General features: G+C 44.5%; 20 protein-coding genes. 13 read left to right on the top strand and 7 right to left on the bottom strand.

What is annotated here, in order from left to right; translation table 11 throughout:
• Positions 1-61 precede the first annotated feature (61 nt).
• A complete protein-coding gene (locus DPF91_RS21185) occupies positions 62-1,081 on the bottom strand; it encodes a COG3650 family protein (RefSeq protein WP_117236425.1) in 1,020 nt (339 codons plus the stop codon).
• 38 nt (positions 1,082-1,119) lie between these two features.
• Here DPF91_RS21185 and DPF91_RS21180 point away from each other — a divergent pair, with 38 nt between their 5' ends.
• A complete protein-coding gene (locus DPF91_RS21180; protein WP_117236424.1) occupies positions 1,120-1,584 on the top strand; it encodes an EVE domain-containing protein in 465 nt (154 codons plus the stop codon).
• A 74-nt stretch (positions 1,585-1,658) separates the two neighbouring features.
• On the opposite strand, the gene DPF91_RS21175 is transcribed toward DPF91_RS21180, so the two are convergent.
• Complete coding sequence (locus tag DPF91_RS21175) at positions 1,659-2,489, bottom strand: Cof-type HAD-IIB family hydrolase (RefSeq protein ID WP_117236423.1); 831 nt, start codon at positions 2,487-2,489, stop codon at positions 1,659-1,661.
• 145 nt (positions 2,490-2,634) lie between these two features.
• Complete coding sequence (locus DPF91_RS21170; protein WP_117236422.1) at positions 2,635-3,633, bottom strand: alpha/beta fold hydrolase; 999 nt, start codon at positions 3,631-3,633, stop codon at positions 2,635-2,637.
• A 61-nt stretch (positions 3,634-3,694) separates the two neighbouring features.
• On the opposite strand from DPF91_RS21170, the gene rhtB reads away from it, so the two are divergent.
• From rhtB to DPF91_RS21140, 6 genes are all read left to right on the top strand, one after another.
• Positions 3,695-4,312 carry a homoserine/homoserine lactone efflux protein gene (rhtB, locus tag DPF91_RS21165; protein ID WP_117236421.1) on the top strand — a complete coding sequence of 206 codons (618 nt, stop codon included), beginning with the start codon at positions 3,695-3,697 and terminating at the stop codon, positions 4,310-4,312.
• A gap of 318 nt (positions 4,313-4,630) precedes the next feature.
• A complete protein-coding gene (locus DPF91_RS21160; RefSeq protein ID WP_117236420.1) occupies positions 4,631-4,972 on the top strand; it encodes a metalloregulator ArsR/SmtB family transcription factor in 342 nt (113 codons plus the stop codon).
• A 158-nt stretch (positions 4,973-5,130) separates the two neighbouring features.
• Positions 5,131-6,132: an ArsJ-associated glyceraldehyde-3-phosphate dehydrogenase gene (locus tag DPF91_RS21155; RefSeq protein WP_117236419.1), complete on the top strand. Its 1,002-nt coding sequence runs from the start codon at positions 5,131-5,133 to the stop codon at positions 6,130-6,132.
• 22 nt (positions 6,133-6,154) lie between these two features.
• Positions 6,155-6,646: a cyclin-dependent kinase inhibitor 3 family protein gene (locus DPF91_RS21150; RefSeq protein WP_117236418.1), complete on the top strand. Its 492-nt coding sequence runs from the start codon at positions 6,155-6,157 to the stop codon at positions 6,644-6,646.
• Between the two features lie 121 nt (positions 6,647-6,767).
• Positions 6,768-7,988: an organoarsenical effux MFS transporter ArsJ gene (gene arsJ / locus DPF91_RS21145; protein ID WP_117236417.1), complete on the top strand. Its 1,221-nt coding sequence runs from the start codon at positions 6,768-6,770 to the stop codon at positions 7,986-7,988.
• A gap of 106 nt (positions 7,989-8,094) precedes the next feature.
• Positions 8,095-9,108 (top strand): acyltransferase, encoded by a 1,014-nt coding sequence (locus DPF91_RS21140; protein WP_117236416.1) that lies wholly within the window; start codon positions 8,095-8,097, stop codon positions 9,106-9,108.
• Here the strand turns inward: DPF91_RS21140 and DPF91_RS21135 are convergent.
• Positions 9,105-9,434: a DUF2500 domain-containing protein gene (locus tag DPF91_RS21135; RefSeq protein ID WP_117236415.1), complete on the bottom strand. Its 330-nt coding sequence runs from the start codon at positions 9,432-9,434 to the stop codon at positions 9,105-9,107. The two genes, DPF91_RS21140 and DPF91_RS21135, sit on opposite strands and share 4 nt — an antisense overlap.
• A gap of 205 nt (positions 9,435-9,639) precedes the next feature.
• Between DPF91_RS21135 and DPF91_RS21130 the strand changes: the two genes are divergently transcribed.
• A complete protein-coding gene (locus DPF91_RS21130) occupies positions 9,640-10,008 on the top strand; it encodes a DUF4145 domain-containing protein (protein ID WP_117236414.1) in 369 nt (122 codons plus the stop codon).
• Between the two features lie 828 nt (positions 10,009-10,836).
• On the top strand, positions 10,837-11,073 hold the full coding sequence (locus DPF91_RS21120) for a YecH family metal-binding protein (RefSeq protein ID WP_117236412.1): 237 nt from the start codon (positions 10,837-10,839) through the stop codon (positions 11,071-11,073).
• Positions 11,074-11,154: 81 nt separating this feature from the next.
• On the opposite strand, the gene DPF91_RS21115 is transcribed toward DPF91_RS21120, so the two are convergent.
• The 3 genes from DPF91_RS21115 to rsmD all read right to left on the bottom strand — a co-directional run bounded on the left by DPF91_RS21115 (position 11,155) and on the right by rsmD (position 12,766).
• Complete coding sequence (locus tag DPF91_RS21115) at positions 11,155-11,760, bottom strand: YhgN family NAAT transporter (RefSeq protein WP_117236411.1); 606 nt, start codon at positions 11,758-11,760, stop codon at positions 11,155-11,157.
• A 140-nt stretch (positions 11,761-11,900) separates the two neighbouring features.
• Positions 11,901-12,167, bottom strand: a complete 267-nt coding sequence (locus tag DPF91_RS21110) for a DUF1145 domain-containing protein (protein ID WP_117236410.1) — start codon at positions 12,165-12,167, stop codon at positions 11,901-11,903.
• Positions 12,167-12,766, bottom strand: coding sequence for a 16S rRNA (guanine(966)-N(2))-methyltransferase RsmD (rsmD, locus tag DPF91_RS21105; RefSeq protein ID WP_117236409.1), 600 nt, complete (start codon positions 12,764-12,766; stop codon positions 12,167-12,169). Before rsmD ends, DPF91_RS21110 begins: the two co-directional genes overlap by 1 nt.
• A 209-nt stretch (positions 12,767-12,975) precedes the next feature.
• Here rsmD and ftsY point away from each other — a divergent pair, with 209 nt between their 5' ends.
• The 4 genes from ftsY to rpoH all read left to right on the top strand — a co-directional run bounded on the left by ftsY (position 12,976) and on the right by rpoH (position 16,853).
• Positions 12,976-14,121: a signal recognition particle-docking protein FtsY gene (gene ftsY / locus DPF91_RS21100; protein WP_117236408.1), complete on the top strand. Its 1,146-nt coding sequence runs from the start codon at positions 12,976-12,978 to the stop codon at positions 14,119-14,121.
• Positions 14,122-14,173: 52 nt separating this feature from the next.
• On the top strand, positions 14,174-14,845 hold the full coding sequence (gene ftsE / locus DPF91_RS21095; protein WP_117236407.1) for a cell division ATP-binding protein FtsE: 672 nt from the start codon (positions 14,174-14,176) through the stop codon (positions 14,843-14,845).
• Positions 14,838-15,836, top strand: coding sequence for a permease-like cell division protein FtsX (ftsX, locus tag DPF91_RS21090; protein WP_117236406.1), 999 nt, complete (start codon positions 14,838-14,840; stop codon positions 15,834-15,836). Before ftsE ends, ftsX begins: the two co-directional genes overlap by 8 nt.
• 156 nt (positions 15,837-15,992) lie before the next feature.
• Positions 15,993-16,853 (top strand): RNA polymerase sigma factor RpoH, encoded by an 861-nt coding sequence (rpoH, locus tag DPF91_RS21085; RefSeq protein ID WP_117236405.1) that lies wholly within the window; start codon positions 15,993-15,995, stop codon positions 16,851-16,853.
• Positions 16,854-17,000 lie beyond the last annotated feature (147 nt).

Raw genomic sequence — 17,000 nt, 5'->3', positions numbered from 1 at the left:
TGTTTCGATAAAGTAGGGCTGTATGCTTTTAATCCCAAACATACAGCCTACAAACAAGTGATTATTGGCCTGATTTAAACAGGTTCAGACCACCATTGGCTATTGGGTAGCGCTTACCACTGACAATCTCTTCTTTTGCCGTGATTTGGTTACCTTGACGTGTGAAACGGCGCTCAGATACCAAATATTGGCTTTGGTGACGTGTCATAACCACACTCACCTCGTCATCCTTAGTTTGCTGCCAGTAGCCTTTTTCAACAATTGATGGGTCATCATTGCTGTAATCGTATTGGGTGATTGCACTGTGGTCGCTATTTAACGTCAGTGAGATAGTAAATCCAGCGCTTTCGGTTGATGCAGCCTCATAGGTACCGCTCCAATCGGCGGTCGCATCCATGTTAGATAAAGTAGCGCAGCCTTTTAACTCTCGGTCATTGAGTCTAAGCATTGAAGTCCAGCCAAAGACACTGTCGCTCATACTATCGTTGCATTGCGCTTTAGTTAAGGTTAGCGAGCCTTGTTCAAAGGTATATACACGCTTGTCAGAAGAAATGTTGCTTTTCTGGATATTGAATTGCTCAGCCTGACCGCCCATTGGTTGGTAAACGAGTCCTTGATTGTTAAATTGCATAGACCAAAAAGGCTCATTACCAAATGCTCGAGTGGGACGCTGTGGTTGATTACAGCGGTTTGGATTTTCGGCGCTCAAGTGATTAACGCTATCAACCACAAATCGAGCCGCAAAATCTGCATCAAAGCCACCACGACTTGGTGTTTCTAAGTGTCCAATGACTTCGCCATACAGAGGTTGATAAGGAGCACGAGTGAGCGCAGTTGCGAGTTTCTGATCTTCTGGATACATGGATAGCCAAAACTGCTGATTGCTACCACATGGTTTAAATGAGCGTACCTCGTGGCCGACAACCACTTCGCCGCGCATAACAAAAGTAGGAGCGAGCTCTGTTTGAGCTTGCCCACTTTGGGATTCATTTTTGACTTGTTGAGTGTCTGTGGGGCTTGAACTACAAGCCAATAAACCAAATAAGGTTGCTAAGGTCGTTATCGATTGGTAGCGTTTCATTCCCTTGTTCTCTATCTACACAGCAGGATAAAACTATTATGGCATATTGGTTGTTTAAAACTGAACCCGATGAGTTCTCAATTGATACTCTGCGAGTGAAAAACAGATCGTGCTGGGAAGGGGTTAGGAATTATCAAGCACGTAATATGATGCGCGATGAGATGCGTTTAGATGACCTAGTGTTTATCTATCATTCGTCATGTAAGAAAATTGGGGTCGCTGGAATAGCGAAAGTAGTAAGAGAGTCCTATCCAGACCACTTCCAATTTGACCCAGAAAGCGATTATTTTGATGCGAAATCTACTCAAGATAATCCACGCTGGATGATGGTCGATATTGAGTTTGTGGTGAAGTTTAAGCGAGTGATACCGCTTGCTGTCCTCAAGGCGATGCCAGAACTGGAGAATATGCCTCTAGTGAAGCGAGGTAATCGCTTATCGATCATGCCTGTGCAAGAGCCGGAGTGGCAGGCGATTATGCAACGTGCCGTAATCCTAGATTAATTAACGATATTGAATAAAAGAGCCCGGTTGAGCTCTTTTACTATCTTGGACTAATCTCTGATAGGGGGCAGAGGTTAGAACAAATGATCCTTTAGGTAGTGTGCAACCGCATCGTCAGCGTTAGCGCCGATCACCTCATTATTAGGCAGTGCTTCGAAAACACGGTGGTGTGCTGTACCCATCACTAGGCCTTTACCCGCCATTGAAAGTAGCTCCACATCATTCATGCCATCACCAAAGGCGATACAATTCTCAAGACCTTTACCCAAAGATTCTGCTACAGCTTGTAGTGCATTGCCCTTTGACACCTCTGCAGACATGACTTCTAGACACCAAGGAGTAGAGAAAGCAACGTTCAGTGTGTCGCCAAATTTCTCATTTAGAGCTGTTTCGATCTCTGCCAGACGTTCATGCTCACGACCTTGGTGAGTAAAGAAGATCTTAGCCAAACCATCTGTTGGAGTATTTTGCGCATCGAACAGCGTGTAGTGGAAGCCGGAGTCTTTGTTAAATTGTTTCAAGCTCTCGTCTTCTTGGCTAAGTAACCAGCTTTCATTTTGATAGATATGGATGAAGATATCAGACTCGTTTTTGACAACGTCAACAATCGATTGAACAAGATCTTCTGGTACATTCTTACTGTACATCAGGTTGTCATTTTGGTCATGAACACGAGCACCATTTGAGGTGATCATGTAAGCCGGGATACCAGCTGATTGACGAATGCTTGCAACGTCGACGTGGTGTCGACCAGTGGCGAAAATAAAGGTGAAGCCTTTGTCATGAAGCTCTTTGAGTGTCGCAAGAGTAAAGGCGCTGAGTTTGTGGTCAGGTGCGAGAAGCGTACCGTCTAAATCAGAAGCAACGAGTTGATAGCGAGACTTATCTTGTAATGGTGTCGGCATAGTGTCCTCATGGGCGTTTCACACTGACGCTGAATTACTGGGGTCAATGTGGTTGGTATTTTTTATCACAGTCAGTTTATGCTAAAGCGTGAGCGAAAAAGAGGGTAAAGTCATCTTTCCTCTTTTGAACAATATAGTATTGGCTTTATTCAGAAGCATGCTGATTGAAAAATTTGATGGTGGCATCTAAAGTCAGATTGCGAATGGTATCTCTTTCAAATAACAGCTCGTGGCGAGAGCCTGTAAGCACTTCCAAGCGGCTCGCAGAGTTGGTTTTCATCAACTTATTAATAAACTGATTCTGTGCTTGGTTTGAGACGATTTCATCCGCCTCAGCTTGCATGAGTAATAATGGTATCTTTACCTGACGGGTTTGCTGAATGCATTGTTTTGCCGCCATCAGCCCTTGCCATACCCAGCGAGTGCTGGGGCCTCCAATACGGATTTCCGGTTTTTGTTCATACAGGTCACGGAACCAACAATAGCGAATCTCACAGCTGCTTAAATAATTACCCTCAAACGGCTTTCGATAGTATGGCTTATGACCCGGAGCGTAAGCCGGTTTAGCATGAAAGGCTGTCAAAAGCTGGGCAATCATCATTGCGACAGGCTTCATTAGTGGTGAAAGGTTGACGCCATACATTGGAGCACTAACCGAGAGCGCCTTGAATGGGTGATTTGGTGTTGTTTGTACATATCGAGTGGCTATACAGCCCCCCATGGAGTGCGCAAGGATATAATTGTCAGTTTCAGAGCTTAAGCCAAACAGCTTCACTAAATGGCGTACATCTTGGAGATAGTCTTCAAACTCACCGACGTGACCGATATCTTTATTATCGGTGAGGCGGTCTGAGATCCCTTGACCACGATGGTCATAGGAGTAGATATTGAACCCCTGTTGGTACAGGTCATAAAATAGCTCTTGGTACTTCTCAGCACACTCAATACGCCCATTCACTACTAATAAGTTTTTATTGTGGTCAGGGTTGTGCCATTTTACCCAGTGCAATGAGACCTTATCTTTGGTCTTGGTATGACCGTGCTCCCTTTGTTGCCAAAATTGAGCAATGGTAGAATGGATTGCTTGCTCAAAATTTGACTCTTGAGTATAAGGAGCATTAAGACTTGGACTTGGCTCGGTCATGACGGTTTGCCTGATAAAGTTCTGGTTTTGTACAAGTTTAAATTGTCGAAAGGAAAACACAATGGATATGCATGTTTGGCTACCGTATGTCGTTACCGCGATCGTCTTCAGCTTGGCACCGGGTTCAGGCACGGTAAACTCCATCAGTAATGGCATTAGCTACGGTACTAAAAAGTCCCTAGCGGCGATTGCCGGTTTACAGCTGGGCCTCGCATTTCACATTGTGCTTGTTGGTGCTGGTATTGGCGCGCTGGTGGCTAAATCAGCGGTGGCATTTTCTATAATCAAGTGGGTTGGGGTGATCTACCTGGTTTGGCTTGGCATTCAAAAATGGCGTGACACTTCAAGTTTGGCTGCGGACGTTGATGTAGAGCAGGTATCGAGCATTGCTTTGTTGCGTAATGCCGTGCTTATTAATCTGACGAACCCTAAGTCTATTGTGTTCTTAGTCGCGCTGTTCCCTCAGTTTATTAACCCTCAAGGCGATCAGTTCACCCAGCTGTTGGTACTTGGCGTTACCACTGTCGTCATTGATAGCATTGTGATGCTCGGCTACACCTCACTCGCAGCGCGAATCGGTAACTACATCCGTTCAGGTAGCATCATGGGTAAGGTTAACAAGGTCTTTGGCTCTATGTTTGTTGGCTGCGGTGCTCTGCTTGCCGCAGCGAAGGCATAATAAAAGGCGCTTCGCTTTCAGGAGTGCTGGATCGCTTTGCTTATAGAAAACTAGATACCTATATTCCGATTACCTCCAAACATCAAAAGGGTTGACGCATTCTGTCAACCCTTTCAATATTCTAGCTCTCTAGCTCTCTAGCTCTCTAGCTCTCTAGCTCTCTAGCTCTCTAGCTCTCTAGCTCTCTAGCTCTCTAGCTCTCTAGCTCTCTAGCTCTCTTTTCTTCCATTAAACTTTTATGACAATCGATATATATGCCTTGACGCATGTCTCATTCCGGCTAATATATGCGCATATCCATATACGAGAGTGTTAACAATGCTTCCTCATCAATTTTTTAAATTGCTTTCTGATGAAACGCGAGTGCGTTGCTTGATGTTGGTTGTTCGCCACGATTGCTTATCGGTAGGTGAGCTCACTGAAGCGCTCCAAGAGAGTCAGCCAAAAATCTCCCGTCATCTTGCACAACTCCGCTCGAGCGGAATTTTGACAGACATTCGTCAAGGGCAGTGGGTTTTCTACCGCTTATCCAAAGATTTACCAGGTTGGATGCTAAAGTTAATTGATGACCTTATCGCATCCAACTGTTTGAAAACCGAATATCAACAAGACATTGAGCGCCTAGAAGCGATGACTTCGCGCCCGCAGTGTTGCGTTTAAATATACAAAAATCTATTGCCAAGATAGTTGAAGTTGCAGCTAGGCGACAAGTGAACTGATCCCTATGAGCATAGGTTTCCTATGTGATTAGGGGAAGTGAATGCCGTCAACAACGCTGCGGCTACAAATATGAAGGCAATTAACTGAGAGAAAAGAACATGACAGTCAAAGTAGGTATTAATGGTTTTGGTCGTATCGGCCGTCTAGCACTTCGCGCAGCTTTCGATTGGGAAGAGCTAGAGTTTGTACAAATCAATGACGTTGCTGGCGACACAGCAACTCTGGCACACCTTCTTGAATTCGATTCAGTTCAAGGTCGCTGGCACCATGAAGTAACAGCTGAGGGTGATGAGATGATCATCAACGGTCAACGCATCAAGACAACGCAAGAGCGCGACATTGACGCGATTGACTGGTCTGGCTGTGATGTTGTGATTGAAGCAACAGGTGTTCACCGTAAATCATCTTTCCTAAACAAGTACCTAGACCAAGGCGTTAAACGCGTTGTGGTTTCTGCACCAGTGAAAGAAGACGGCATTGCAAACATCGTGGTTGGTGTTAACGATGAAATCTTTGACCCAGCAGTGCACAAGATTGTAACCGCAGCGTCTTGTACAACAAACTGTATTGCACCTGTGGTTAAGGTAATCAACGAGAAGCTAGGCATCGAGAACGCGTCATTCACGACGATTCACGACCTAACGAATACTCAGACTATCCTAGATGCGCCGCACAAAGACCTACGTCGTGCACGTGCTTGTGGTATGAGCCTAATCCCAACAACAACGGGTTCTGCGAAAGCGATTGTTGAGATCTTCCCTGAGCTAGAAAACCGCATCAACGGTCACGCAGTACGTGTACCGCTGGCGAACGCGTCTCTTACTGACATCATCTTCGAAGTGAAGCAAGACACGACAGCAGAAGAAATCAACGCACTACTTAAAGAAGCATCTGAGAACGAGCTAAAAGGCATTCTTGGCTTTGAAGAGCGTCCACTTGTGTCTATCGACTACAAAGGCGACCAACGCTCTACCATCGTTGACGCACTATCAACCATGCTAGTGGGTAAGCGCATGGTTAAGATCTACGCTTGGTACGACAACGAAATGGGTTACGCAACACGTACATCTGAACTAGTACGTACAGTTGGCCTTGCTTAATTAAGAATTTGGAGAAGACACAATGACACACCCAACATGGCAACTTGACCTTGAGAAAGGCGCGCTAATCCTAACTCCATGCCCAGGTACAAAAGATGCTGACCTTGATGCGTCTCTTGCGCAACTAAAAGAGCAGGGCGTTGAAGCAATCGTAACAGCACTTGATGATTCAGAACTAGCAAGCAAAGATGTATCAGCGCTAGGCGAGAAAACACGTGCTCTTGGTATGCAGTGGTTCCAAATCGAAATCGAAGACGACTGTGCACCAGGTGCTGAGTTTGCAGCGAAATGGTCTGCGGCAAGCCCAGAGTTACACAAAATCGTTGATAACGGTGGCAAGGTAGCGATGCACTGCATGGGCGGTTCTGGTCGTACTGGTCTATTCGCTGCACACCTACTGCTAGAGAAAGGCTGGGATCTGGACAAGATTACCCAAGAAGTTCAAGCACTTCGCCCAGGCGCTTTCACTAAGCCAGTTCAAGTTGATTACATCAACGGTGTTGCTTCTGCTTAATTAGAGTTCTAAGCGGAATAGAAGGAAATAGAGCTTTTGGGCGCCTGCTAGTTTGTAGACAGGAAAGCCAAAAGCTCTTTTTGTTTGCATCTCTCTACTTAAGATAAACCAGAGATTCGATATGTTTTCAAACCTAAGTAAAAGCGTTCGCCAATACATGTTGGTGACATTCAACTATTGGAACTTCACCATTACCGATGGTGCACTTCGCATGCTGGTGGTGTTGCACTTCCACGGTCTTGGTTATAGCTCGCTTGAGATCGCCTCGCTGTTCCTTTTCTATGAATTCTTCGGTGTGGTGACCAACCTCATTGGTGGGTGGCTAGGCGCACGTCTTGGCCTTAACAAGACCATGAACCTCGGCCTTGGAATGCAGATTGTGGCTCTATCCATGCTTGCAGTGCCAAGTGCGATGCTGACCATCCCTTGGGTAATGGCAGCGCAGGCGTTGTCTGGTATTGCGAAAGACTTGAATAAGATGAGTGCCAAGAGCTCAATAAAGACCTTGGTGCCGGACGAGCAGCAAGGTGCGCTGTATAAGTGGATTGCAATTCTTACGGGGTCTAAGAATGCCCTAAAAGGCGCAGGCTTCTTTGTCGGTGGTTTATTGTTGTCGTTAATCGGCTTTAAATACGCCGTGTTAGCAATGGCTGCGGTGCTAGCTCTCGTGTTCATTGGTAGCGTACTGAGCTTAGAAGCGGATATGGGTAAGGCGAAGACTAAACCTAAGTTCAGCCAGTTGTTCTCTAAGTCTGAATCGATCAACATCTTATCGGCTGCGCGTATGTTCCTGTTTGGGGCGCGTGATGTATGGTTTGTGATTGCACTACCTATCTATCTAGGAACTGTGTTTGGGTGGGATCACTCAATGGTTGGCGGCTTCCTTGCTGCTTGGACCATTGCTTACGGTTTCGTGCAGGGCATAGCCCCTAAGATCACCGGTAAGGCGCAAGGCAAGGTACCAGATGGTCATGCAGCATTATTGTGGGCTGGTGGTCTGGCTGCGGTAACCGCAGGCATTGCTTACGCTGTCCAAATCGGCTGGCAACCAGAGTTGGCAATCATTGGCGGTTTAATGCTGTTTGGTGCCATCTTTGCAGTTAACTCATCACTGCACTCTTACTTAATCGTAAGTTACGCCAAGGGTGATGGTGTATCGCTTGATGTTGGCTTTTATTATATGGCGAACGCAATGGGTCGCCTGATCGGTACGATTTTGTCAGGTTGGGTATTCCAGATGGCAGGATTGGCGGCGTGTCTTTGGGTGTCGTTTGCTTTCCTTGCACTAACAACACTTATTTCACTTAAATTACCGAAGGTGCCGCAAGTAAAAACTGCGTAAAAGCCTCTCAATTGGAAAAATGACTCAAGGCTGACGTAGGTAAACCCGACGTCAGCCTTTTTTATTGCTATGCTGATGGTTAGGTACTTTCTATTCAGAGACTTAGATGAAACAGCGCGTATTATTTTTTGACTTGGCTCGATGTGTAGCAGCAGTTGCCGTGATCGCTATTCATGTTCTTGCTCCCTATCGTCATGAATTGGGTGTTATTCCTTTTGACCAGTGGTTTACCGCAGTAGGTGTCAATGGAATCAGTCGCTGGGCAGTTCCTGTCTTCATCTTGATTACCGGTGCTTTAATGCTATCTGATCAGCGCCCGTTTGATGCGAAATATTACGTGCAGAGACGGCTTGGTAAAGTGCTTGTTCCTTTCATTATATGGTCTTTGTTCTATGTGGTGCTATCTGGGTTCTCCAAGGGTGGCTTTGATTCATCGGTTAGCCTGGAAGTACTTAGTGAGAGTTATCATCACAGTACCTATTACCATCTCGGTTTCTTCTACTATTTCATTCCACTTTATTTCGTGATTCCATTCTTACAAATATTTGTACGACGAAGCTCCGACAGCGCAGTTTATGCTTTGTTGGGTGCTTGGCTTCTGACGACAACACTGTTCTTGTTCCGAATTGATGGCCCATGGAGTCACCAGCTTTGGCTTTACAGTGGCTATTTACTGCTTGGGTATGTTTTGTATCAGAAGCTTCCCAATACAAGAGGCGTTGTGAGTGTTGTAGGTTTGCTTGGAGCGTTGGCATTAATTACGACGGTTTACATGGTGGTGAGTACCAGTGTTGATCTAGGTGAGTATAAGGTGGGTCGTTGGTTATCCTACAAGACACTTAACGTAGTGCTGGCAGCGAGCATGGTGTTTATGCTCTGTCGTTACTTTGGTGAGGGATTATCTGATCAGGCTAACAAGGTGATTGGTTTTATAAGCCAACACAGTTTGGGGATTTACATTCTTCACCCTATCTTCTTGTGGCCGATGAAAGAATTTGGCTGGTATCAGGGACACCCTGCGTGGGTTATCCCTGTGTGGATTGTGATCAGTGGTGGTGCGTCGCTTTGGGTGAGTTGGTTATTCTCGCGCTCAAATAAGACAAGTTGGTTATTGCCTTAACGCTGAAGGGCAAAGTGTAGGAATTTGGTGCCTTGGTAGGTCAAGGCACCTTTGTCACCTGGATTGAGTGCATGGTAGTAATGAATTCCGACTTGAAACTCCCTCTTTGGTCCCCATTTACCGCGTTGTACATAGATCCAATATTCTTCACTCTCTTGATTTGGGTGTTGGGTTTCGATCTGGATAGACTGCTTATCTAGAACAATAACGTTTGCAGTTTGTTCTGGTGCATTCTCGCCTTGCATGTGCTTTCTGAAGAAACCGACAAAGAACCAGCCTGCAGCCAGTGCAAGTAAAACAAGTGAAATTATCAGGGTGAGTGGCATAGGACCTCCATGGATTTTCTCTATTTTAGCGTTAAGACGATGAAGAGATAGAGAGCGGCGATCATAATTCGCCTTCAGATAAACGCTCGATGCAAAAAACACGACTTGCTTCACATGGTCGATTTAGTATTTTACATATTGTGTTAGTTCTACCTGTTCTGCATGTAGGATTTATTCAGAAAGGTTTTAGCAAAGGAGGGCAGCGATGTCGGATATTGAGAAGGTGGTGTTACGCACTCGCCGTTTCGAAAAGCTGTTGAGAACTCAATACCATGCAGAAGGAAAAGGGTTACACCAATTGATCACCAGTAGTGAAGAACGCTTGCCGCATGAAGTCATTAAGAAGTTGCGTTATGTGGCGACAATTAGAAATAAAATCGTCCATGAGGAAGATTTTGTTCTGGAAGATAAGGCGGCGTTTTTTAATACCTGTGATGAGTGTGAGAAACTGCTTCTTCCACGCTCTAGTCGATTTATCTGGGGAGTTGCTCTTTTACTGATGGGCGTGTTTACTTTGACTGCTGCGCTTTTCTACCTTATCCATTGGGATACATTGATTCAGCTTTTCTCATAGATTTTATATAAAAAAGAAAGGGACGCGTTAGCGTCCCTTTCTTTTTTATATTCGACTTAGTACATCATCGGCAGAGTCATAAGACCAAAAACTACCGCGATCATTACAAGTCCTTGTTTTTGTTCAGAAGTCATCATAACACTGCTCCTTTAATTCAATGATTATCTGATATGCTTTATACAGTATCACTAAAATCACTGATTGGTCAAATATTTTATTTGTAAGCTTCAAAATTACATCTTTACTGGTTTGATTCTAAGTTTATTGACTGAGTTTGTTGTTGTTTTTGATTGGTTTAATTATAACCTTAGTTTGACTTTACTCTTTATTTCTAATCTAAGTTGTTGTTTTTAATTTATATTTTGATTGTGTAATAAGTTGTCATAACCTTTATTGTCAATTATGTGCTTTTGGGTTTCATAGTTGGGTTTTGTTTGTTTTTATTGTTTTTTCAAGGCGTAGGTGTGCTGTTGTTGATAGTGTTTTGCATTAAACTTAGGTAAGTGAATGCCGTACTTATAGATTTCTTTCAGTCGAATTTCTTAGTTATCTCCTGAGGTAAAACCTAAGGTTTTTCTTGTTTTATTGGTTAAGTGTTTGTTTATTATTGTTTTTAATTGTTGGTCGTTTCAGTTTAGTGTGCTTTTTTATTTATGTTATTCAAAGTGAGCCTAGTAAAGTCATGGCTTTGTAAGGTATATCTGATGCAAACGTTTGCTTTGTTGTTTGTGGTGATGAACTGGACGATTTAAATCTGGCTTGCGTTGAGTCAATGTTGATATGTCAGAGCTAAGCTAGCCTGACCATCCAATAAGTGAGGAGTTAATTATGTCTACAGATATTCATGCTCATAAAGTACTGAATTTGCTTCGTGAAGAGTCAATGACGAAGGCTGAGCTAAAATCAAGAGTTGAAGCTGAGTTTGGTGCAGAGGTGAGTTTTAGAACTTGTAAGCTCGATGGGTTTGATTTTGAAAGCTTGGTCACTTTCTTCCTTCAGCGTGAGAAGGTAATTGAGCGTGATGGTAAGCTCAATATTAATGCTGAGCGAGTTTGTAGCCATTAATTTAACGATTAACCGACATTAAATGATAAAGCCCCGCCAGGTTAAATTGGCGGGGCTTTTGCAATCGAGCTTACAACGTGTTTATTGGGCAACGGTGCCGAAGTGATGGAAGTAGCTCTCTATACCATTTAAGAACATTTGCACCGCAAGCATCAATAGCAACATACCCATCAAGCGCTCTATCGCCTTAAGCAGCTTTTCACCCACGATACGCTCAAACACTTCCCCTAGCATCAGTATCGTCGCAGAAGCACCCCAAGCAATGAATAGTGCCATGGTCCAATCTGACATCCGAGTGGCATCTTGGTGAGCCAGTAAGATCAATGTAGCGATAATCGAAGGGCCTGCGAGCATTGGAACGGCGAGTGGCACGATGAAAGGTTCTTCACCCGCTGCTAAGAGGCTACCTTGGCCATCAGAAGGGAAAATCATTTTTAGCGAGATTAAAAACAGGATGATAGAGCCTGAAATCGATATTGCTTCTTGCTTGAGTGATAAGAACCCAAGAATGGTCTCACCAGCATACAAAAACAGCAGCATGATGCCCAAAGCGATGACTAGCTCGCGAGCTAAAACGATACGCCTTCTTTTTTTGTCTAGATGACGGAGGATGGACGAAAAAATGGGAAGGTTACCCATAGGGTCCATAATGAGAAACAGCATGGCTGCAGCGGAAATAGTATCCATGTTAATGCTCTCGCCTAAATATAAAAGTTAATTGCACTGCGTTAGCAGAAGCATAAAGTGTGTTTTTGTTATATAAAAATGCCGCTCAATGTAAGCGGCACAATTGCACTAGAGTGATTAGACTCTAAAGGGACAGTTGCTCATGACATGTGCTTTCTGCGAATGTCGAGTAGTGCAAAGATACCAAATACTAATATGGACCACTTTTCCCACTTACTCATATTTATCTTGTCACCAAATGCACCGATAAAGATCAGCATCTGTAAGCCGTGCATGATAAACAAGAATGCCGTCATGATGTAGAGGGCAATCGCAGCTTTACCTGGGAATGGGTGAAAGATATTAAAAATAAGCACAAACCAAACAAAAGCAATGGCGGCTTTTGCTAATACAATGAGAGCTTTCATTAAGCATTCCTTTCAAATAATCGATAGCAAACCTGACCGGCTGTTTTTTCGCGATGAGGGTGCCAATGTTGCGGGATGTTCTCGATAGCGAGCTCTTTCTCTGTCTCGATATAAATCATGGCGTGTTCAGTCAGCCAATTATTCTTTTCTAGCAGTTCGATACACTCTGCAAGTAGCCCCTTGTGAAAAGGAGGATCTAAGAATACCACGTCATAAGGTTCAGACGGTGATTTAGTCAGGACTGTCAGCGCATTATCGTTCAATAACTCAATCGAATCGGTTTTTAGTGTGGCAATGTTGTTTTTCAATTGAGCGTGGGCTTGTTTATCTAACTCAACCATAGTGACAAGCTGAGCCTGGCGAGAAGCCGCCTCGAAACCTAATCCCCCAGCTCCAGCAAACAGATCCAAGCAACGTGCCTTTGGTACATCTTGTGCTAGCCAGTTAAATACGGTTTCTTTGACTCTATCTGTGGTCGGTCTTAGACCTTCAGCATCATGAACTGGGAGTTTTCGTCCTCGCCATAGCCCGCTGATAATACGAACAAAGCCTGTAGAAGGCTTTTTTTGTGATGAGTTTTGCTGGCGACGTCTTACCATAGATTTTTTGACCGCTAATTAAGTGATACTATAACCCATTAAATTTTGGGCTTAGCTAAGCTGTTTGCATGGAGAGAAGCTCCAAACAGACTCTTAAACAGATTGATAATGGCAAAGTGTATCAAGCTGAGCGAATAAAAATCACTGCTTTGTCATTTTTATTATTAATGTGCTGTCACTGGCACACAGATTTTTAGGTAATTTTTCACATGACAAAAAAGAAAAAAGGCGGCTTACTCTCTTGGCTTGGTTTTGGTGAAGAAGAACAAGCAAAGCAACCTGAACAGCAAGAAGTTGAATCTGAACAGGAAGAACTGGTTGCAGAGGAGCAACCGGAGCCAGAGACTGCAGAAGCAGAAGCAGAAGCAGAAGTTGTTGAAGAGCCTCAACCAGTGGTAGAAACCCCACGAGTTGTTGAGCAGGAAAAGCCAACAGAGAGCTTCTTTGCTCGCCTAAAACGTAGCCTAAGCCGAACAAAAGCGAATATTGGTGCAGGTTTCTTCGGTTTGTTCAAGGATAAGAAGATTGATGATGAGCTATTCGAAGAGCTAGAAGAGCAACTTCTTATTGCTGATGTGGGCATGGATACCACCGTCAAGATCATCGATAACCTCACTGAGAAGGCATCTCGCCAAGACTTGAAAGATGGCGAAGCGCTTTATGGCCTGCTGAAAGAAGAGATGGCAGAAATCTTATCAACTGTCGAGCAGCCACTAGAAATTGATACCAGCAAAACGCCTTACGTTATCCTTATGGTGGGTGTGAATGGCGTTGGTAAAACAACCACTATCGGTAAGCTGGCGAAGCAATTCCAGAGCCAAGGTAAGAAAGTGATGCTTGCGGCAGGTGATACCTTCCGTGCTGCGGCAGTGGAGCAGCTTCAGGTTTGGGGTGAGCGTAATGACGTACCAGTGATTGCTCAGCACACTGGCGCAGACAGCGCATCGGTAATCTATGATGCAATTGAAGCCGCGAAAGCGCGTGGTGTTGATGTGGTGATTGCCGATACAGCAGGTCGCCTACAAAATAAAGCTAATCTAATGGAAGAGCTGCGTAAGATTGTACGTGTGATGAAGAAGATTGATGATTCAGCACCGCACGAGATCATGCTAACGCTTGATGCAGGTACGGGACAAAATGCGATTAGCCAAGCGAAACTATTTAGCGATGTTGCACCGCTAACCGGGATCACGCTGACGAAGCTAGATGGCACGGCAAAAGGTGGGGTGATCTTTGCTTTAGCTGACCAATTCAAGATCCCACTGCGTTATATTGGTGTCGGCGAAGGTATTGATGATTTACGTCCGTTTGAGACTCAAGAGTTCATCGACGCACTATTTAGCCGCGAAGAATAATAGATTCAATTCTATAGCCACAACACAATAGGCAGCCATAGGAAGGGTGTGAGTGATAAAATTTGATCAAGTGAGTAAAGCCTATCGTGGTGGTCGACAGGCTTTACAAAAAGTAGATTTTCACCTTAAGAAGGGCGAGATGGCCTTTCTAGGTGGGCACTCAGGAGCAGGTAAGAGTACTTTGCTCAAATTGATTTGTGCCATCGAACGACCTACCGATGGCAATATTTGGTTTAACGACCATAACATAACCAAGATTCCCTCCAAGGATATACCGTTCTTGCGTCGCCATATTGGTATTGTCTTCCAAGACCACCGTCTATTGATGGACCGCACCATCTACGAAAATGTTGCGTTGCCACTGCGAATTGGCGCAGTGTCTGAATATGAGATTAAGCGTCGAGTATCGGCGGCATTGGATAAAACGGGTCTTTTGGATAAAGCGAAGTGCTTGCCTAATCAGCTATCGGGTGGTGAGCAGCAGCGTGTCGGTATTGCTCGTGCTGTGGTCAATCGACCAACCGTGCTACTGGCTGATGAGCCTACGGGTAACCTAGACCCTGAGCTTTCGAATAAAGTGCTACAGCTGTTTGAAGAGTTTAACCGTGCTGGTGTGAGCATTATCTTGGCAACGCACGACATCAACCTGGTCAATCAACGCCCTCAGTACCGCCATATGGAGCTGAGCCAAGGCTTCTTAAGTGAGGTTGAGAGTTATGGTTAACCTACGTAACAAGAACAAGAACAAGAACAAGACGAAAGCCAAGAAGCCAGCAACGTCATCGCGTAAGCCACAATCGTTGCATACCGATGGCTTCTTTAAGCTTCATATCAAGCAAGCTAAAGCGTCGTTTTCAGAACTTTGGGCCCGCCCTCTAGGGAATATCTTGACCCTAGCTGTGATCGCAATGGCGTTAACGTTACCGGCATGTCTCTATCTGTTAGGTAAGAATATTGCCCTAATTTCTGACGATGTTACTTCACCATCGCAAGTGAGTGCTTACGTTCAAGAGTCGACGCCTGAAGCTAGAATTATGGTGATGAAGGATGACATTGAAGGGTGGGAGAACGTTGAGTCTGTCGAGTTTATCTCCTCACAGCAAGGGTTAGCAGACCTCAGCAGCTATTCTGGCTTTGAACAAGCACTCTCCCTGTTGGATGATTATTCATTACCCGCTGTACTGATTATCTCACCATCGGTCGATGACAAGGTTCTCATTAAACAGATAGCGACTCGTTTACAGTCGATGAATACCTTTACCGATGTACGTTTAGATGAAGATTGGTTAGAGAAGATTACCGCCATCCAAACCCTAGCAATCTCAGTGGTGAGTGCACTATCGATTTTGATGCTGGTTGCTGTATTTCTGATTGTAGGTAACACCTTGCGCTTCAATGTGTTAGCTAATAAAGATGAAATTCAAACCATGAAGCTGATTGGTGCTACGGATACCTTTATCTTACGCCCTTATTTATACAGCGGCTTCTGGTTTGGTTTCTTGGGCGCAGTGACGGCTTGGCTATTGGCCGCAGTTATCACGATTATTTTGAATGGTGCGGTTGAGAATCTTGCCATGTTGTATGACAGTCGCTTTCGTTTGGTCGGTTTGAACTGGGATGAATCATTACTACTTTTGATGACTGGAACCTTTATTGGCTGCGCAGCAGCAAGAGTTTCTGCTAAACGTCATCTAAAAGAAATTGAACCTGTATAAGCTATTGTGGTCACATTATTTGGAAAGTAGACGGTAGCGTATACTTTTTTACTTGTATCACAAATTGATCTATGCATAATGATTGTCCCCTTATTAGAAAATGCTTATAGATAAGGGTTTGCAATACTTAAGCAGCAAAGATTGTCGAGGAACAGAATGACAAACCAAGCGTATCCAATGGCTCTAGTCACACAAGACAGCTTAGACAGCTACATTCGCTCAGCTAATAGCTACCCGATGCTAACGGCTGAAGAAGAGCGTGGTCTGGCGGAGCGATTACATTACAACGGTGAAATTGATGCGGCAAAAGGTCTGATCCTTTCGCACCTTCGATTTGTTGTTCACGTAGCGCGTGGCTATTCAGGCTATGGCTTACCAATGGCTGACCTTGTTCAAGAGGGCAACATTGGCTTGATGAAAGCAGTGAAACGCTTCAACCCTGAGGTTGGCGTTCGCCTGGTATCTTTTGCTGTGCACTGGATCAAAGCTGAAATCCATGAGTACGTGCTACGTAACTGGCGTATCGTGAAGATCGCAACCACTAAGGCTCAGCGTAAGTTGTTTTTCAACCTACGTAAGTCAAAGAAGCGTCTTGGTTGGTTCAACAACGGTGAAGTCGAGACAGTTGCAAAAGAGCTAGGTGTTGAGCCATCAGAAGTGCGTGAAATGGAATCTCGTCTTGCAGCGCAAGACTCAGCGTTTGAGCTGACAGTCGATGATGATGACACTGGTGCAACCTCATACACGGCCCCAATGCTCTACCTAGAAGATAAAGCATCAGACGTTGCAGAAAACGTAGAAGCTGATAACTGGGAAGCTCACACCAACAACCGCCTTGGTTTAGCGCTTGCTAGTCTTGATGAACGCAGTCAGCGTATTGTGCGTTCTCGTTGGTTAGATGACAAGAAAGCAACGCTACAAGACCTAGCAGAAGAGTACGGTGTCTCTGCAGAGCGTATTCGTCAGCTTGAAAAGAATGCGATGAAGAAGCTAAAACTAGCGGTTGGTGAGATGTAATTCACCCCAGCAAAGATTTGATAGAAACCGAGATCATTTGATCTCGGTTTTTTTATGCTTGATCGAAAATTTACAATAAAGTCGATCTGTTTCTTCCATGCTGCCTGTGTATAACTCTGTGAGGTAATTATTCAACAGTTGTAAAAA

The organism is Vibrio maerlii, assembly GCF_003415655.1.
Taxonomy (GTDB): domain Bacteria; phylum Pseudomonadota; class Gammaproteobacteria; order Enterobacterales; family Vibrionaceae; genus Vibrio; species Vibrio maerlii.
This window is presented reverse-complemented; position numbering and strand designations above follow the sequence as displayed.

What these genes read in the sequence shown, in the direction of transcription:
- DPF91_RS21185 (WP_117236425.1), bottom strand. Translation starts at nt 1,081, where the DNA reads ATGAAACGCTACCAATCGATAACGACCTTAGCAACCTTATTTGGTTTA.
- DPF91_RS21180 (WP_117236424.1), top strand. Translation starts at nt 1,120, where the DNA reads ATGGCATATTGGTTGTTTAAAACTGAACCCGATGAGTTCTCAATTGAT.
- DPF91_RS21175 (WP_117236423.1), bottom strand. Translation starts at nt 2,489, where the DNA reads ATGCCGACACCATTACAAGATAAGTCTCGCTATCAACTCGTTGCTTCT.
- DPF91_RS21170 (WP_117236422.1), bottom strand. Translation starts at nt 3,633, where the DNA reads ATGACCGAGCCAAGTCCAAGTCTTAATGCTCCTTATACTCAAGAGTCA.
- rhtB (WP_117236421.1), top strand. Translation starts at nt 3,695, where the DNA reads ATGGATATGCATGTTTGGCTACCGTATGTCGTTACCGCGATCGTCTTC.
- DPF91_RS21160 (WP_117236420.1), top strand. Translation starts at nt 4,631, where the DNA reads ATGCTTCCTCATCAATTTTTTAAATTGCTTTCTGATGAAACGCGAGTG.
- DPF91_RS21155 (WP_117236419.1), top strand. Translation starts at nt 5,131, where the DNA reads ATGACAGTCAAAGTAGGTATTAATGGTTTTGGTCGTATCGGCCGTCTA.
- DPF91_RS21150 (WP_117236418.1), top strand. Translation starts at nt 6,155, where the DNA reads ATGACACACCCAACATGGCAACTTGACCTTGAGAAAGGCGCGCTAATC.
- arsJ (WP_117236417.1), top strand. Translation starts at nt 6,768, where the DNA reads ATGTTTTCAAACCTAAGTAAAAGCGTTCGCCAATACATGTTGGTGACA.
- DPF91_RS21140 (WP_117236416.1), top strand. Translation starts at nt 8,095, where the DNA reads ATGAAACAGCGCGTATTATTTTTTGACTTGGCTCGATGTGTAGCAGCA.
- DPF91_RS21135 (WP_117236415.1), bottom strand. Translation starts at nt 9,434, where the DNA reads ATGCCACTCACCCTGATAATTTCACTTGTTTTACTTGCACTGGCTGCA.
- DPF91_RS21130 (WP_117236414.1), top strand. Translation starts at nt 9,640, where the DNA reads ATGTCGGATATTGAGAAGGTGGTGTTACGCACTCGCCGTTTCGAAAAG.
- DPF91_RS21120 (WP_117236412.1), top strand. Translation starts at nt 10,837, where the DNA reads ATGTCTACAGATATTCATGCTCATAAAGTACTGAATTTGCTTCGTGAA.
- DPF91_RS21115 (WP_117236411.1), bottom strand. Translation starts at nt 11,760, where the DNA reads ATGGATACTATTTCCGCTGCAGCCATGCTGTTTCTCATTATGGACCCT.
- DPF91_RS21110 (WP_117236410.1), bottom strand. Translation starts at nt 12,167, where the DNA reads ATGAAAGCTCTCATTGTATTAGCAAAAGCCGCCATTGCTTTTGTTTGG.
- rsmD (WP_117236409.1), bottom strand. Translation starts at nt 12,766, where the DNA reads ATGGTAAGACGTCGCCAGCAAAACTCATCACAAAAAAAGCCTTCTACA.
- ftsY (WP_117236408.1), top strand. Translation starts at nt 12,976, where the DNA reads ATGACAAAAAAGAAAAAAGGCGGCTTACTCTCTTGGCTTGGTTTTGGT.
- ftsX (WP_117236406.1), top strand. Translation starts at nt 14,838, where the DNA reads ATGGTTAACCTACGTAACAAGAACAAGAACAAGAACAAGACGAAAGCC.
- rpoH (WP_117236405.1), top strand. Translation starts at nt 15,993, where the DNA reads ATGACAAACCAAGCGTATCCAATGGCTCTAGTCACACAAGACAGCTTA.